General features: G+C 34.8%; 12 protein-coding genes. 9 read left to right on the top strand and 3 right to left on the bottom strand.

Annotated features, from left to right (window positions below):
* Positions 1-10: 10 nt before the first annotated feature.
* From ACFQWC_RS19865 to ACFQWC_RS19905, 9 genes are all read left to right on the top strand, one after another.
* Positions 11-1,177, top strand: a complete 1,167-nt coding sequence (locus ACFQWC_RS19865) for a nucleotide sugar dehydrogenase (protein ID WP_377108892.1) — start codon at positions 11-13, stop codon at positions 1,175-1,177.
* A 38-nt stretch (positions 1,178-1,215) separates the two neighbouring features.
* Entirely contained in the window at positions 1,216-2,541 is a 1,326-nt protein-coding gene (locus ACFQWC_RS19870; RefSeq protein WP_483880591.1) for a nucleotide sugar dehydrogenase, read from the top strand.
* 26 nt (positions 2,542-2,567) lie between these two features.
* Positions 2,568-3,698 carry a glycosyltransferase family 4 protein gene (locus ACFQWC_RS19875; RefSeq protein WP_377108894.1) on the top strand — a complete coding sequence of 377 codons (1,131 nt, stop codon included), beginning with the start codon at positions 2,568-2,570 and terminating at the stop codon, positions 3,696-3,698.
* Between the two features lie 154 nt (positions 3,699-3,852).
* Positions 3,853-4,986, top strand: coding sequence for a glycosyltransferase family 4 protein (locus tag ACFQWC_RS19880; protein ID WP_377108895.1), 1,134 nt, complete (start codon positions 3,853-3,855; stop codon positions 4,984-4,986).
* Positions 4,987-5,050: 64 nt separating this feature from the next.
* Positions 5,051-6,343, top strand: coding sequence for a lipopolysaccharide biosynthesis protein (locus tag ACFQWC_RS19885; RefSeq protein ID WP_377108896.1), 1,293 nt, complete (start codon positions 5,051-5,053; stop codon positions 6,341-6,343).
* A 17-nt stretch (positions 6,344-6,360) separates the two neighbouring features.
* Positions 6,361-7,113, top strand: a complete 753-nt coding sequence (locus tag ACFQWC_RS19890) for a CatB-related O-acetyltransferase (protein WP_377108897.1) — start codon at positions 6,361-6,363, stop codon at positions 7,111-7,113.
* Between the two features lie 76 nt (positions 7,114-7,189).
* Positions 7,190-8,479, top strand: a complete 1,290-nt coding sequence (locus tag ACFQWC_RS19895; protein ID WP_377108898.1) for an O-antigen polymerase — start codon at positions 7,190-7,192, stop codon at positions 8,477-8,479.
* A gap of 964 nt (positions 8,480-9,443) precedes the next feature.
* Positions 9,444-13,244, top strand: coding sequence for an Ig-like domain-containing protein (locus ACFQWC_RS19900; protein ID WP_377108899.1), 3,801 nt, complete (start codon positions 9,444-9,446; stop codon positions 13,242-13,244).
* Positions 13,245-13,286: 42 nt separating this feature from the next.
* Positions 13,287-13,565, top strand: a complete 279-nt coding sequence (locus ACFQWC_RS19905; RefSeq protein WP_377108900.1) for a hypothetical protein — start codon at positions 13,287-13,289, stop codon at positions 13,563-13,565.
* A gap of 88 nt (positions 13,566-13,653) precedes the next feature.
* On the opposite strand, the gene ACFQWC_RS19910 is transcribed toward ACFQWC_RS19905, so the two are convergent.
* The 3 genes from ACFQWC_RS19910 to ACFQWC_RS19920 form a co-directional block, all read right to left on the bottom strand.
* The gene (locus ACFQWC_RS19910; RefSeq protein ID WP_377108901.1) at positions 13,654-15,012 is read right to left on the bottom strand and encodes a cell wall-binding repeat-containing protein; all 1,359 of its coding nucleotides are present in this window, start codon (positions 15,010-15,012) and stop codon (positions 13,654-13,656) included.
* Between the two features lie 346 nt (positions 15,013-15,358).
* Positions 15,359-15,829 carry a hypothetical protein gene (locus tag ACFQWC_RS19915; RefSeq protein ID WP_377108902.1) on the bottom strand — a complete coding sequence of 157 codons (471 nt, stop codon included), beginning with the start codon at positions 15,827-15,829 and terminating at the stop codon, positions 15,359-15,361.
* Complete coding sequence (locus tag ACFQWC_RS19920) at positions 15,830-16,000, bottom strand: hypothetical protein (protein WP_377108903.1); 171 nt, start codon at positions 15,998-16,000, stop codon at positions 15,830-15,832.
* Between the last annotated feature and the right edge of the window lie 376 nt (positions 16,001-16,376).

Genomic DNA, 16,376 nt, shown 5'->3' on the forward strand with positions numbered 1-16,376 from the left:
GTAATCAAAAATGAAAATAGCTGTCGCTGGAACAGGATATGTAGGATTATCTAATGCAATATTATTAGCCCAAAGCAATGAAGTAGTAGCACTTGATGTTTTGCAAGAAAAAGTAGATATGATCAACAATAAAAGATCCCCTATAATTGACCATGAAATAGAGGAGTTTTTAGCTACAAAGGAATTAAATTTAACCGCTACAACCGATTATTATATAGCATTTAGAGATGCTGAGTATGTAATAATCTCAACACCCACCGACTATGACCCTGAAAAAAACCACTTTAATACTAGAACGGTTGAAGATGTAATTGTCAAAGTGTTATCAATTAATCCGAACGCTGTTATGGTAATCAAATCTACTGTGCCGGTAGGGTACACCAATCAAGTGAGGGTGAAGTTCGAAACCGAAAATATTATCTTCTCTCCAGAGTTCTTAAGAGAAGGAAAGGCTTTATACGATAATTTAAACCCTTCACGGATTATTGTAGGAGAGCAGTCAGAGAGGGCTAGAGTGTTTTCAGACTTATTAGTACAAGGTGCCAATAAAGAAAACATTCCTGTATTATTTACTAACTCTACCGAAGCAGAAGCTATTAAGCTTTTTGCAAATACATATCTTGCTATGCGAGTTGCTTTTTTTAACGAATTAGATTCTTATGCAGAGATAAGAGAGTTAAACACAAAACAAATTATTGAAGGTATTGGAATGGACCCAAGAATAGGAAATCATTACAATAATCCATCCTTTGGCTACGGAGGTTATTGCCTTCCAAAGGATACGAAACAGTTATTAGCAAATTATGAAGACGTTCCTAATAATATTATGGCAGCAGTAGTTGATGCCAACAGAACTAGAAAAGATCATGTGGCAGAAATGATAGTAGCTAAGAAACCTAAGGTAGTAGGTATTTATAGATTAACAATGAAAATGGATTCAGATAATTTTAGGCAATCAGCCATTCAGGGTGTTATGAAACGTTTAAAAGCTAAGGGAATTGAAGTAGTAATATATGAACCAAATTTATTTGAGGAAAAGTTTTATAATTCTAAAGCAATTAAAGATTTTTATGAATTTAAAGAAATTTGCGATGTGATTGTAGCTAATAGAATTACAGAAGAAATTCAAGATGTTGCTGAAAAAGTATATACACGTGATCTATATAGTAGAGATTAATTTTTCACATAAAAAATAAATATCAATTGAATTAGGAGATGGTTAAAGTGATATTCAAAGAATTGATTAATAAACAAGAGAAACTTGCAGTAATAGGTCTGGGTTATGTGGGTATGCCAATTGCGGTTGCCTTTGGGAAGAAAATTGACGTAATAGGTTTTGATCTAAATAATAATAAAATTGAATTATATAAATCTGGAATTGACCCTACAAATGAAGTGGGTAATGAAGAAATTATGCAGTCTACTGTTGAGTTTACTTCAGATGAAAAAAAACTTAAAGAAGCAAAATTCCATATTGTTGCTGTACCTACGCCAATTAATTCAGACAAAACCCCAGATCTTTCCCCAGTAGAGGGAGCTAGTAGAATCATTGGACGAAATCTAACTAAAGGCTCCATTGTAGTTTACGAGTCTACTGTCTATCCAGGAGTCACTGAAGACATTTGTATTCCAATTCTTGAAAGTGAATCAGGGCTCAAATGTGGGGTGGATTTTAAAGTAGGTTACTCACCTGAACGAATTAATCCAGGAGATAAAGTTCATACTCTTGAAAAAATCATTAAAATTGTTTCAGGTATGGATGAAGAGAGCCTGGAAGAAATATCAAAAGTGTATGAATTGGTAATTGAAGCAGGTGTTCATAAAGCTAGTTCTATTAAGGTTGCTGAAGCCGCTAAAGTGGTTGAAAATAGTCAACGTGATATTAATATAGCTTTTATGAATGAACTTTCAATGGTATTTGATCGCATGGATATAAATACTAATGATGTAATAGAGGCGATGAATACAAAGTGGAATGCCCTGAAATTCTATCCAGGACTGGTTGGAGGTCATTGTATAGGTGTTGACCCTTACTACTTTGTTTATGAAGCTGAGAAATTAGGATATCACAGTCAAATCATTCTATCTGGAAGAAAAATTAATGATGGAATGGGTAAATTCGTAGCAGATGCTATTATTAAAGAACTTATTTTAGCTAATAAAATAGTTAAACAATCTAAAGTAGTCATTTTGGGACTTACTTTCAAAGAGAACTGTCCTGATATAAGAAATTCAAAAGTAATTGATATTGTAAAGGGATTAAATGAATATGGTATTGAGCCAGTTATAGTTGATCCCCAAGCGGATCCTGGTGACGTAGATAGAGAATATAACCTTGGTTTAGAAGAAATAAGTAGTATTGATAATGCTGACTGCCTTGTTTTTGCAGTTTCCCATGATGAATTTAAAAACTTAGATTGGAAGCAAATAGATCAAATGTTCATTCAGTCTAATAATAATGAAAAAGTGGTTGTAGATGTCAAAGGGATTTTAGATAAAGCTGAAACTGAAAGAAAAGGCTATCGTTATTGGGGATTGTAAGTTTTATGAAATGAGGACGATTTTTTATGAATCTGTTGCATATATGTTCGTATTATAGCGGAAGTAAATTATATTCAAATTTAATTAAGGAATTGGCCAATAGCAATATTAAACAGGATGTCTTTGTTCCAATAAAAGATAAGAATCAAATCGGCAGGAATGAACTGGCAAAAGACCAGTATGAAAATATTTCATTTCATTATGCAAATATTCTTTTGAAAAGCGATAGACTATTTTTTAATAAAAAGATAAATAAACAGTTTCAATGGGTAGAAAACCAAATATTATCAAAGAAGAATATTAATTTCATACATGCTCACACGGTTTTTAGTGATGGGGGAACGGCTTATGAACTTCATAAAAAATATGGAATTGACTATATTGTAAATGTGAGAAACACAGATATTAATTATTTTTATAAATATAGAATGCATTTACGCCCATTAATGTATGAGATCTTACTACACGCAAAGCAAATAGTTTTCATTTCACATGCATATATGAAAAAAGTAATATCAATATTGCCTAAGCAGATTTTAGAAAAAACTAAAATTAAATTCAAGGTTATCCCTAATGGAATAGATAACTATTGGCATGAGAATCCTAGCTTGCCTAAATCATTGGACTCAGAAGATATTAAACTATTATTTATTGGGAGAATGGACAAGAATAAAAATGTAAAAGCTATCATATCAGCTCTTAATCATTTATCTAAGGATGGACATAGATGTACTTTAGACATGATAGGAACTGGACCTTTAGAGAAGAAAATGAAATCTTACAGTAAGAAACTAGGATTAGGTAAGAATGTTACCTTCCATGGTCACATTAATGAAAGAGAAAGTATCTTGTCTATTATGGATGATAGTCATGTTTTTGTTATGCCTTCATATACAGAAACCTTTGGTTTAGTTTATATTGAGGCAATGTCTAGAGGAATCCCGATAATATATACTAGTGGTGAAGGTGTCGATGGTTTCTTTGAAGTAGGTGAGGTAGGTTATCCTATTCTCCCAAACGATAAGGAAGATATGATCAGAAAAATATTCAAAATTAAAGAAAACTATAAGGTCACCTCTAGTAATTGTATCAAAAACTCAAAAAAATTTGATTGGAAAGAAATATCAATGAATTACTTGAAATGCTATAACCTCTAATTTATTTAAGACAAAAAATATAATATATAGTGACAGACAAAACTAACTATTATATAAAGCAACATCTTAAGGGGAGATTATTATAAATATTCTTATTTTCACATCTTATTATCCCATTTTAGATGATAGGAGTCCTGGGAAGAATACCAAAGCAGTGCATTATTTTGCAAAAGAGTGGGTAAAAGCTGGTCATAATGTTTTGGTAATACACAATTATGTTAAATTTCCAAGCATGTATTCTAAACTCCCTTTTGTAAATGATGTAAAATGGAACTATAAGGAAGATTATAAAGGGGTTACCTATAGTAAACAAGACGGTGTAGATGTCTACCTATTACCAGTAAATAGATATATTCCACGCTACAATTATCTATTCCCTGTAGATGTTATAAAGCAAAAGAAAATCATAATTGATATAATGGAAAAACACAAATTTCAGCCCGATTTATTCTTATGTCATTTTAGTGTTAGTCAATGGCGTATAGTTAAATCTTTGAAAAAAGAGATCACATGTAAAAAAGTAGCGATTTTACATAATTCAGATATTAATTATTTGAATAGACAAAAAAATAAAAAAATATTAAACGAAATTACGTCTTATTATGATAAATTTGGTTTTCGATCTGAAAAGATCTACAATGACTTTAACAAATTGACAGAATCTAAAAATGAAAGGTTTCTTGTCCACTCTGGAGCGCCAGATAAGATACTTTCTAATTCAAGTAAATATCAAGATAAGGTTTTTAACCCACAGAAGATTAGATTAATCTACGCAGGAAATTTGATTCCGTTAAAAAATGTAGATGTTACTTTAAAAGCATTAGCACTTATAAAAGACCAATATGATTTTCAATTTGAGATTATTGGTACAGGGCCTATGGAAAGCCAATTGAAGGGCTTAGTAAGTCAATTAGAATTAGAAGATAAGGTAGAATTTTGTGGATATAAAAGTCGTGAACAAGTAATTGAGAAAATGTCTAAGAGTGATTACTTTATTATGGTTAGTTCACCAGAGACATTTGGTATTACCTATATCGAAGCCATGGCGTGTCGTTGTATAGTAGTAGGTAGTAAAGGTGAAGGTATAGATGGTGTTATGCAAGACAAAATTAATGGATTTTTAGTTAAGCCAAGGGATATAGAAGAATTGGCTAATACTCTTTCGTACATATTTGATATTAAGTCTGATGAAAGAGAAAAAATATTAACTAACTCTTATAAAACAGCTAAGGAATATACTGAAACAAATGTTGCAAAAAGGTATATTGATCAAGCTATTATTGATTGACCAACTCTAAGCCTATTAATTGTTATTAATTTTAATTTGGACTATTGAAGAAGAAGGTTAGCAAATGACTTTATTTACAAAATTAAAAAAATCAACATTTATTAATAGTACGTTAAAATTATCAAGTGGATTGATGTCAGCGCAATTGTTATTAATATTGTTTTCTCCTGTATTAACAAGACTATACACCCCTATAGAATTAGGGGTGTATAGTTCAGTTTTAGCTATAGCGGCTTTTGCTACGCCTGTAATTAATGGTCGGTTTGAGTTTTTAATAGTCTCAGCAAAAAATGATAAACAGGCGAAAAATTTTGCATTTGTTTCACTGCTAATTTGTACGATAATTACAGCTGTTATCATTTTAATTTTCCTTTTTTTAAGTAATTCAGTATTATATGAAATTAAAAATATCGGGGGATTTGTTTGGTTTATTATTCCTGTTTTATATTTAAATGGATTAATTAACATATTTAATCAATTTAATATTAGGCTAAAACAATATGGAGATTTGTCAAAAATCACTTTTGTTCGCTCAATTTTCCAAATTTCTAGTCAAACGGTCTTTGGATTGCTTCATTTAGGAACATTAGGATTACTACTGAGTATCTTAATTGGAGTAGGAGTTGGTTTAAGAAGACAAATACTTATCTCTACTGGAAAGCTTAAGAACTTGATTTCAGTAGAAATAAGTGAAGTGAAAAATATAGTGAGAGAAAACATAAAGCAAATATATGTTAGTGTACCCGCGTCATTAATAAATTCAATAGCAAATAATTTAATGGTACCCATCGTACTGTATTTATTTGGAGCAGTTGCCAGTGGATATTATTTTTTGGCAAATAGAATATTGGCTGTTCCAATCCAATTATTGGGAAGTACTATAAGTAAAGTATATTATGAAAAGGCCTGTAGAGAAAGAGATAAAGAGGGAAGCTGTAAAAAAACATTTAATACTACTGTTTTGCTATCTTCAACTATTCTTTTACCTGTGTTCATAATATTGTATTTTTACTCTGAGCCTATTTTTAAATTTATTTTTGGAGAAGAATGGATAAAATCTGCTATAATCGTAAAAATGTTAATTCCTTTTTTCTTTATCAGGGGTGTAACTCTATCAATAATTATGACGCCATACGTATATAAATTACAGTATTGGGATCTTGTTAATCAAATAATTATAATATTTAACCTAATTATCAGCTTAGCCATTACTATTTTAAATAATTCTAATATGATGGAATTCTTTAAATATTATTCATATATTGGTAGTTTTGTTTATATTATCGTACTAGCCTTGTGCTGGAAACTTTCTCGAAATGTAAAAGGTATCGAAGGTCAAGAAAAGGGATTGTCTTAAAAGGAGATTGGTGAGACATGAAATTTATTAAATTATCTATTAAAAGGACTATCATAGTTTTCTTCAGTATTATTGGTAAGTATATTGGATTGAAAATTGACATTTTTTCTGACATTAATATAAATAAATTGTTTAAGAGTTGGAGAGATCGAAATTTCAATAAAACATTCCCCACGATTATTAACAAATCAAGAATAGGGAATACTTCTTTGGGAATGGGTTGTAAAATTAATGAAGTTATTTGTACAGGGAACATTGAATTAGGAAATTTTGTTTCTATTAATGGACCCGCAACGAGATTAGCTGCACAGGTAAATCAAATAACCATAGGAAGTTATACTTCTATTGCTTCTAATGTTGTCATTCAAGAGCATTTTCATAATAAGGATAGAATAACATCATATTATGTTTTTAATAATTTATTTAAAGAATTCTCACCTGATGAAATAGTATCAAAAGGTTCCATATATATAGAGGAAGACGTATGGATTGGGTCAAACTCTACCATACTATCTGGAGTTACTATAGGAAGGGGAGCCGTGATTGGAGCAGGTAGTGTTGTAACAAAAGACATACCCAAATATTCAATTGTAGTAGGGAATCCAGCTAGAGTAATTAAAAAGAGGTTTTCTGACGATATTATTAATGAATTAGAAAAAAGTAATTGGTGGGAAATGTGTCCTTCAGAGTTAAAACAATTCTCAGATTTATTTAATCTGAATTTAAATAAGTCTGAGTGCATTGATGAAATTCAACGTCTTGTAAGGTAGAATTAATTTGAGAATTCCTATGAATAGGAACATAGCTTATTAAAGTAATTGTAAGACTAAGGAGCATTATTTTTTTATGAAAATTTCTAGTATATATACGATTTTCCATATGTTTTTATTAAAAATCTTATTAGATATTGTGTTTAATTTACGTATAAAAGAATATTTCACCTTTTTAGTAAGCTTTGAAGAAAATTACTTTAAGGTTTTTGAGTCGTACATACTCTTAGCAATATTGCTTGTTTTTTTAAATAAGAAGAATACAGACGATAAATTATCCACAATATTAGTTCTGGTATTATTTACGATTCACTATATACCAACACTTGTTTTGTATGGATATATGAATCTTTCTAGGGAATTTATTTATTTAACTTCTCTATATTGGATTATATTAATTTTAAGTATAAAGTTTATTAATCTTGATAATATAGAATTACGCGGGAGATTCAAGACAAATAAAATATTTTATTCAATATTATTAATTTGGTGTTTAGTAGTTCCTATTATTTCCTTTAATTATTTTGATGTAAATATTGATTTGAATCTACTAAATCTATTTTCTAAAGATATCTATGAAATTCGAGACAATAATTCTGGAATCTACGATAATCTTGGTGTTTTTAACATAATACTAAGGTGGGGATCTTTTGTTGTCTTTCCAGTGATGTTTACTTATTTTTACTCAATAAATAAGAAGAAGTTATGTTTAATTCCCGTAATATTACAATTATTGTTATTTTTTACTATGCCTTTCAAGTCGTGGCTATTGGTTATTCCTTTTACTTTTATTCTTTACATTTTATACAATCCAAAGAATTTTAAGGTTAACATTCTTATGGCAATAAATTCATTTGTTTTGCTCTCAATTTTATTATTTAAGTATATTAGTCATTCCTTAGGTGAAATATTTATCATTTTAATTATTAGAAGAGTATTTTTTATTCCGGCATTGTTATCTAATCTTTACTATGAATTTTTTAAGGATAGACCTGCGTTTCTTATCCAAGCCTCTTTCTTAAAAGATATTATTCCGAATGGATATAGTAATACCCCACCATACCTAGTTAGTCAATATTTTTTTGGCGAGTCTTTCAATGCAAATACCGGCCTTTTTGGTGATGCATATTCCATATTTAAAGTTATTGGAATACTAATATTCCCTGTTATTTATGCTTTTTTGTTTAGATTAATGGATAACTTTTCAAAAGGTATAGATAAGAAGGCTGTGATGGGAATAGTTTTAGCTCAAATTGTAGTTTTGACTAACTCAAGTATAATAGCTATCTTAATCGGCCACGGTTTCTTATTTATGTTATTAATTATGTACATCATGCCTAGAACTAAAGTTGCGAGTAACCTTTAGTATAAATACGTTCACCTTAATATAGAAAGAGGCTGTCTTGATTGCATCAAACTGCCTAGAGATCATATCGCCTTGTTAGAATACAGACATAAAATATTTTCAACATCTTACCTGTCTATAAAGATTCCTATATATTTTTTCCGCATCATGCTCCATTCACTTATTTCATTTGAGAAGATTTTTTCTTCCGCTAAAAAATGTAATATCTTTTTGCAATAAATAGAAATAATATAAAATTCGCTTTTACTTTTAACTACATGTTCTTCAAAAACTTGAAGAAGTGTCCCTTTAGCAACGTCAAGGGAAGCACCGGGACGGTTCGAGACAAGTGAAAAAGTCTCCTCTATATCATCTATCATAGTCAAATAGGTTCCTAATCATGAAAAAACCCCTAAATAGTATAATAGGAAATAAGTGCGACCAAGTACCAACACGATTTGGGGGCTTATTCTTTAAAGATTACTACAGTTGTAGTTATTCATTTGATAAATGATTTATTGAAGAGTAGTTACTTCAAACAATATGAACGTCTTGCCAAAGAATCAGTTGCTGTGTAAATATTTTTCCTCCAACATATCTATGTATTTGATTTTATAAAGTTGTTCCATATATTAGGTTATATCATGTTAATTAAAAAGAAGACCTGCATCGTACAAGATTTGTACGATGCAGGTCTTTTTTGGTGGACCTCCACATCTTTATAACTGGCTGTTGTTTTGTGTAAATATATAAATTAAACTATTCCTGGCTAACGTTACGAATAGAGTAATTTCGGATGCAAATGACATAAAGGTTTACTGGGATTTTAATACTTATATTATAAATTTTAACTTTCTAATGTTGATTAATGATAATATAAACGTAGTCCAAAAGTAACCGCTTAAAGAATTATTATTTATTTGATGGGGGAAATCAATATGCACAAACAAACTTCAAGGAAAAAGTGGATGGCAAGCTCTTAGTCTTGCTCTTACTCCTAACGGCAGTACCACCATTAGGCAATACTGCTTTGGCTACGAGTCAAGACTATCTGTACTTCTCAAGCGATACAATCTTATCAGCCATAGAGACGGTTGATAAAACGGTGGTGATATCACCGAATGTCACGTTGACGATACAATCCGGTTCAGACTACGTGATTAATGGGAATCTGATTATTTATGGGGAATTAAAAAATACCGGTAAGCTTACCGTGAATGGTGAGATTTATGCCAATAATTATAATAATTTTATGTTTGGTGACTCTTCGAATCCAGCTGGTAAGCTCTCGAATTCAGGAAGTTTGAGAGTACAGTCGTTAAAGGTCACAACCGATTATCCTGATCCACTGTTCGATTTTACGGGTCCCGAGGATCAGTCTACTATTGGCAGCAGCAGTATCGAAGTGACCGGTGTTTCGTTTCCGGGCTTACCTTATGATGTGAGTGGTCCTTTAAATGGAGGGGGAGCTCTAGTCAAAGAGGATGGTACCTTTGCTGAGCGCATTGTGCTGCAGGAGGGATCGAATGAGATTAAAGGGACAGTGACAGACCCTTTTGGGAATACAGTGACAAAGAACATGACAATTAATTATGAAGAACTGAGGGATGCGGCAGCACCGGTTGTAGAGGGAACGACTCCTTCTGCAGGCACGTCCAATGTTCCGCTTGATATAGACATCAGCATTACATACAATGAACCGATAAAAGAAGGCACTCATTATTTTGATATTTTCATAGATGATGAAGAAGGACAATCAATGTCGTCTACCAGGATTGAGGATAATACGTTATTCATTAAACCGGAAAACGGTTTGAAATATGGAACGACATATACGGTCAGGGTTTCTCCGAATGGCGTGATGGATATGAGTGGAAATAGCCCGGGTGAATTGTTCTTGTTTAGTTTCACGACCGAGAGAGACATGACTCCTCCTGAAGCTCCCGGTGTAGATGAGGTCACAGATCAGGAGACTGCATTGACCGGTACAGCGGAAGTGGATTCGACAATCAAGGTGAAAACGGCTGGAAGTGTAATAGGCACAGGAAAAGTGGGTTCTGAAGGGACGTATCGGGTTACGATTCCAAAACAGAAAGCAGGGACACTGTTAGAAGTAACGGCCACCGATCAGGCAGGGAATAGCAGCCAGGTTGCCCAGGTGACGGTGAAAGATGCAACCGCTCCTATGGCTCCGGTTGTAGATGCTGTAACAGATCAGTCCACCAGTGTAACAGGAAAAGCCGAAGTGGATTCAATGATTAAGGTAAAGACCGAGGGTACAGAAATCGGGAAGGCAAAAGTGGGCTCTGACGGAAGTTATCATGTAACGATTCCTAAGCAGAAGGCAGGGACCATTTTAGAAGTATCCTCTACAAACCAAGCGGGTAATGAGAGCGTGGTTACAAAGGTTACGGTGAAGGATCTTACTGGACCACCTGCTCCAATGGTGGATGAGGTTACAAATCAAGCCACTTCTGTAACAGGAAAGTCTGAGGCTAATTCTGTTATCTCGGTGAGAACCGGGGGAAGTGAGGTAGGTACGGGAAAAACCAACTCGGAAGGGACTTTTGCTGTAACAATTTCAAAGCAGCAGGCAGGGAAAGTCCTGGAAGTAACAGCCATGGATCAGGCAGGAAATAAAAGTGATGTCACCAAGGTCACCGTAAAGGATAGAACGGCTCCACCGGCTCCGAGTGTGGATGCAGTGACGGATGGATCGACTACCGTAACCGGAAAAGCGGAAATGGCTGCGACGATCAAGGTGAGAGTCGATGGAAATGAAATCGGCACAGCCACGACGGATTCAGCAGGGACGTATCGTGTTGCGATCCCTAAACAGAAGGCAGGAAAAGTGCTGGAGGTAATCGCGATAGACGAGGCAGGGAATAAAAGTGAGGCTGCGTATGTGACAGTAAAAGATGGCACACCACCATCTGCCCCTCAAGTAAAGAACATCACGGATCAAACGACGATTGTGACGGGTAGTGCAGAAGAAGGCTCAACCGTTACATTAAAAGCCGGAAACATCACGATTGGAACGGGGACAGCCTCCGATACCGGCACGTTTGAGATTCCAATCTCGCTTCAGCAAGTCGGTGCGGTCATAACGGTGACTTCAACAGATGAATCCGGATTGGTGAGCACTGCAACGAAAGTAACGGTTGTTGATGGAAGCGATGTTCCCGACCCGGAGGTTGCTCCCCTGACAGACCTTTCATCAAAGGTGAGCGGAGACTGTTATTGTTACAAGGTGGTAGTGAAGAAGGGCGATGCCGTGTTAGGCGAAGGGACGCCTCGTGAGGATGGTCGTTTTAGCATCCCGATCGACCGGCAGCAAGCAGGAACCGAGGTGACCGTTTACGCCATCGATACGGCAACGGGGAACACCAGTTATAAGAAGGTAACGGTGAAATTAAGTGCTCCAACTGTAAATGAAGTCACCGATCAAAGCATACAAGTCACCGGTAAAGCGAAAGCCGGAGTAATGATCAAAGTAAAAGTGAATGGCACTGAAGTTGGAAAGAGTGAAACGAAAGCCGATGGAACCTTTACGGTGGCCATTTCGAAGCTTGCAGCAGGCAGCACGGTCGAGGTGACCGCGACAGATAAGCTTGGAAATGTAAGTGAAACGGTAAAAACATTCGTGAAAGACGTGACAGCACCTGTAATACCTACTGTGGATACGATTACGAATCAATCACTAAATGTAAGGGGTAAAACAGAACCTGGAGTACTTGTTAAGGTAATGGTAGGCAGCGGTACAAGCCCAATCGGAGAAGGGACTTCTAAGCAAGACGGCAGCTTTGATGTCGAAATTCCAGCGTATCCAACTCCCGGGGAACGATTCTATGTGACCGCTACCGACCCTGCTGGAAATACAAGTAAATCATCCTATGTGACTGCCGTAGAAAGTGTCAAACGACTGTCGGGAATCAATCGTTATTCAACAGCTGTAGAAATTTCGAAGCAAGGATGGAAAACGGCCGACACTGTGATCATTGCACGCGGTGATTCATTTCCGGATGCGTTAGCAGGCACACCGCTTGCCTATAAATTAGATGCACCTATTTTATTAACCACGAAAAATTCTTTGTCACTTGAAACGAAAGCGCAATTAAAGAATCTTACACCTAAAAAGGTCATCATTCTTGGCGGGAAGAATGCCATTGCTCCGAAAGTGGAGAATCAAATCAAAGAAGTCGTTTCAAACGTCCGCCGTATTTCAGGTAACGACCGATTTGAAACAGCACAATTGATCGCCAGCGAATTAGGCGGAAATCCGGCGAAAGCCATCTTAGCTTACGGGCATAACTTCCCGGATGCTCTGGCCGTCGCATCTTACGCAGCGCGTAACGGGTATCCGATTGTGTTAACCAATAAAGATAGCTTACCTTCCTCTTCCAAAGCGGTTCTAAATGGCAAAACGGAAGTAATTGCAGTGGGGGGAGAAGGAGTAATTAGCAGGAAGGTAACATCGAATATAAAGGGAGTAAAGCGTATCTCAGGTGCAAACCGCTTTGAGACGTCTGTTAATCTAGTAAAACAATTAGGATTAAAAACCGATAAAGTGTTTGTTGCAAATGGATACGGATTTGCAGACGCACTGACGGGCTCGGTCCTCGCTGCAAAGAAGGATGCGCCATTACTACTTGTTAATCAGAACAGTATACCTAAGGAGACGTATAAGTTTGTGCAAGAAGGAAGGATAGAACATTATATGGTGCTTGGTGGGAAAGGTGCGGTTAGTGGGAGTGTTGTGGATATGTTGGGGAAAATCAGAAGGTAGGAAATAGATAGAAATTAATGATTCTGGTAGGGAGTAAAGAAGATGTTGTGGGTAGCCCTTGGTATTGTAATATTTATTTTTGGAACAATCATAACCAGGCATATAGGTGGTGGTGTTCTAGCTTTAACAGCTTTTATCCTTTGGAGATTCGGAATGTTGGGAACTGTAATCAAATGGATAATTAGAATCATAAATACCGCATATAATTATCTTAAAGCCCTTATTCGGGTAATAAAAGATGAATACTTCGATAAAAGCGAAGGGGCTTTGATATTTGTTAACACAAAGATTGATTTAATTGTAAGTGCGATAATTATATAAATACGGCATCATTAAAGACAAAGCCCTCTTTATATGAAGAGGGCTTTGTCGATATAAAAATAGGTATTTATGGAAAGGCTATTAACCCTTATTGAGTTTTCTCGATTTTCCATTTTAAAGTGTCTTCAGAAGGTTCTTGATTAAAAAATAAGTCTTTACCATACTCAACTAGCAGTGGTTCCTGGGTTTTTAAAGCAGTAAAAGTATATGCTCTAGTTTCGCTTTGACCTGGATACAGAGATCCGAAGAAACCATATTGTGGTTCAGAGCTATCTTGATAATATATTTTGAAAGAACCTTGGTCAATTTTTTTGTCAGAAGTATTGTTCTTTTCGGTGTAGTTGATAGTATATTCGTTGTATCCCTCATATTCCAGAATATCAATAGAGTTCATTGTTATTGTTAATTGATTATCTGGTGAAACATATGGAACTCCAAGCTCAAGAAATGTGAAAGGCGCACCTGGTTCTGGATCAGGTTTGGGTTCTTCTTCTCCAGGAGGATTATCAAATTTTGCTATATAATCATAAACATTCGAATCTATAGCGGACTCTCCGCCAAATAATACATAATCATTGAAATCAGGTAAAATATTATCAATACTTGGAGGGACATGGGATTTATTTACTAAAAGAATAGGTGCATTATTTTTGGCAGCGAGTACAGAGCCCGTTAAAGCGTCAGCGAAATTAGAGCCGGTAGCCACAAACGCCTTATTACTCCACTCATCGAATGTTTTAATACTAATAGTATTAGTTTCGTAACGATCCACACCTCCAATAACAAGAGGGTTAGTAAGTTGCTTTAATACTCGATCGCTAACTACCCCCTTACCACCCATTACGATTGTCTTCTTTTTATCTATTAATTTATCCTTAGTTGCCTTAGGAAGGTCATCTTTTTTTGTTAAAAGGATGGGAATTCTATTTTTAGCTGCATATGACGAAATAGACAATGCATCAGGGAAATTTTGCCCACTTGCAATTATAGCTTTATCAGAATCAAGTTTATTAGATATGAATGCAGCAGTTTCATATCTATCAGTTCCGCTAATTCTTTCAACAGATAGTCCTAAACTTTTCAATTCGTTCTCCACATAGTGAGATATTGCAGATTTTCCACCCAGTATAATTGCTTTACTTGCTCGCAACCTCTTAATCTCATCTTTAGTAGAGAGAGTTAATTTTTCTGAACTTGTTAATAATATTGGAGCATCATTTTTTATAGCTAACGGTCCACCAGCTAATGCATCAGGATAGTTTTTTCCAGTTGCTAGTAGAACGGTCTCAGCTCCAGTTGACCAACCTGTCTCTGAGATTTTTACTGCTGTATCATATCTACTTTCTCCACTAATTCTACCCATTGCAACGGCACTACCTTGGTTAATGAGTAACATAAAAATAGTAAACAGAGCTATAATAGTAAATTTGTTTCTATTCATTTTCATTTACGATTCTCCCTAAGTATATTTTATAAGACTATTAATAATATAACATTTTTAGAAAAAAATGTTATATTATTTTAGTTTTTTGAGAACAAGCAAGTGCATTCAGAGAGAATCTATGAAATTGCAGAAAATAAGCCAGTTGTTACGTTTATTTATGCCATCCATCGCGATGGCTAAGTAGCTGACTGACATTAAGGAAAAATATCAATTTATATTTCGGGGATTTGGTTCAATGGAAGTGTAAAATAAATAATCCCCAACCGTTTAAGGGAAGGGGAATTACAGGTATTATTAGTATATTTATTATATTAAACGATAATTTCTTATTTTATTTTGTTAAAAAATACTACTGCTCGACTTTCTCCACCAACATACCAGGAATAGAAATGTTTCCACCCATAGTGGATTCGTATGTTAATAGACCAGAGGACAATCCCATTACGGTAATGTTGTCGTCTTCCAAAACCCTCTTCTCTACAACACTTGATTCAAATTGAGCAAAAAGGATGGTGTCGTAGTCATCATTTACTGCGATTCTAAGTTGGGTAGTGCTGTCACCTTCCATAACTTGAACAACTTTACCATTAATCTTAACTTTCTCTCCAACATAATCATCAGGAGTTCTAGCAAGTTGGTCGTAAGTAATGCCAGTGTCATAGCCTTTCTTTTCTTTTTCTTCCGCTAATCGCTTTTCCTCGGCTTCTTTCTTAGCTTTTTCAGCTTCCTCTTTAGCCTTTAATTCATCTTCTTTTTGTTTTCGTTCCGCCTCAGCTTCCTTAACTTTTGCAGAAAGTTCCTTGTTCTTTGACTCAAGCACCTACACCGAAACCTTACTGCTTTCTAGTTGGCTAGTTAAATCAGCAATCTCTTTATTGAAAACGTCAACAGCTCCCTGTGACGGCCCCATTGACGAACCAATCATCAGAGCAATAAATGCAACTAATATGTATTTCCAGCGCGACTTTACAAATTCTTCAAATTTCCCCATGTCTATCTTCCTTACAAATAACCATAAGTTAATAATGCACCAAAAAGACTATCACGTGGTTAAAAATGTTAATTAAAAGGGTATATTAGCATTGATTTGAATAAGCTCGTTTATCACCCTGTTTTTTACATAAACAGGGACAAAGGAAATTTGAACCATCCTCTTGGGGGAGGACTTCCGACAGTAAAAAACACTGATTTCTAATGGGTTCTTTATTATTGCAGTCTATATTGATTAAGCATCTTTCTATCTTAAGGCTCCACCATCATCTAAAAGTAATAAACACCGTCCCGCCAATCTAACAGATTGTCAAAGAAAAGACTGCTCTCTTAGCGAAAAAGCAGTCTCTTATGTTACTTTAGTTTGCTGCAGAGCG

Origin of the sequence: Rossellomorea sp. GCM10028870, assembly GCF_042666755.1 — a bacterium.
Classification (GTDB): Bacteria; Bacillota; Bacilli; order Bacillales; family Bacillaceae_B; genus Rossellomorea.

Coding starts and splice junctions, on each gene's coding strand:
- ACFQWC_RS19865 (WP_377108892.1), top strand. CDS start 11: ATGAAAATAGCTGTCGCTGGAACAGGATATGTAGGATTATCTAATGCA.
- ACFQWC_RS19870 (WP_483880591.1), top strand. CDS start 1,216: ATGGTTAAAGTGATATTCAAAGAATTGATTAATAAACAAGAGAAACTT.
- ACFQWC_RS19875 (WP_377108894.1), top strand. CDS start 2,568: ATGAATCTGTTGCATATATGTTCGTATTATAGCGGAAGTAAATTATAT.
- ACFQWC_RS19885 (WP_377108896.1), top strand. CDS start 5,051: ATGACTTTATTTACAAAATTAAAAAAATCAACATTTATTAATAGTACG.
- ACFQWC_RS19890 (WP_377108897.1), top strand. CDS start 6,361: ATGAAATTTATTAAATTATCTATTAAAAGGACTATCATAGTTTTCTTC.
- ACFQWC_RS19895 (WP_377108898.1), top strand. CDS start 7,190: ATGAAAATTTCTAGTATATATACGATTTTCCATATGTTTTTATTAAAA.
- ACFQWC_RS19905 (WP_377108900.1), top strand. CDS start 13,287: ATGTTGTGGGTAGCCCTTGGTATTGTAATATTTATTTTTGGAACAATC.
- ACFQWC_RS19910 (WP_377108901.1), bottom strand. CDS start 15,012: ATGAAAATGAATAGAAACAAATTTACTATTATAGCTCTGTTTACTATT.
- ACFQWC_RS19920 (WP_377108903.1), bottom strand. CDS start 16,000: ATGGGGAAATTTGAAGAATTTGTAAAGTCGCGCTGGAAATACATATTA.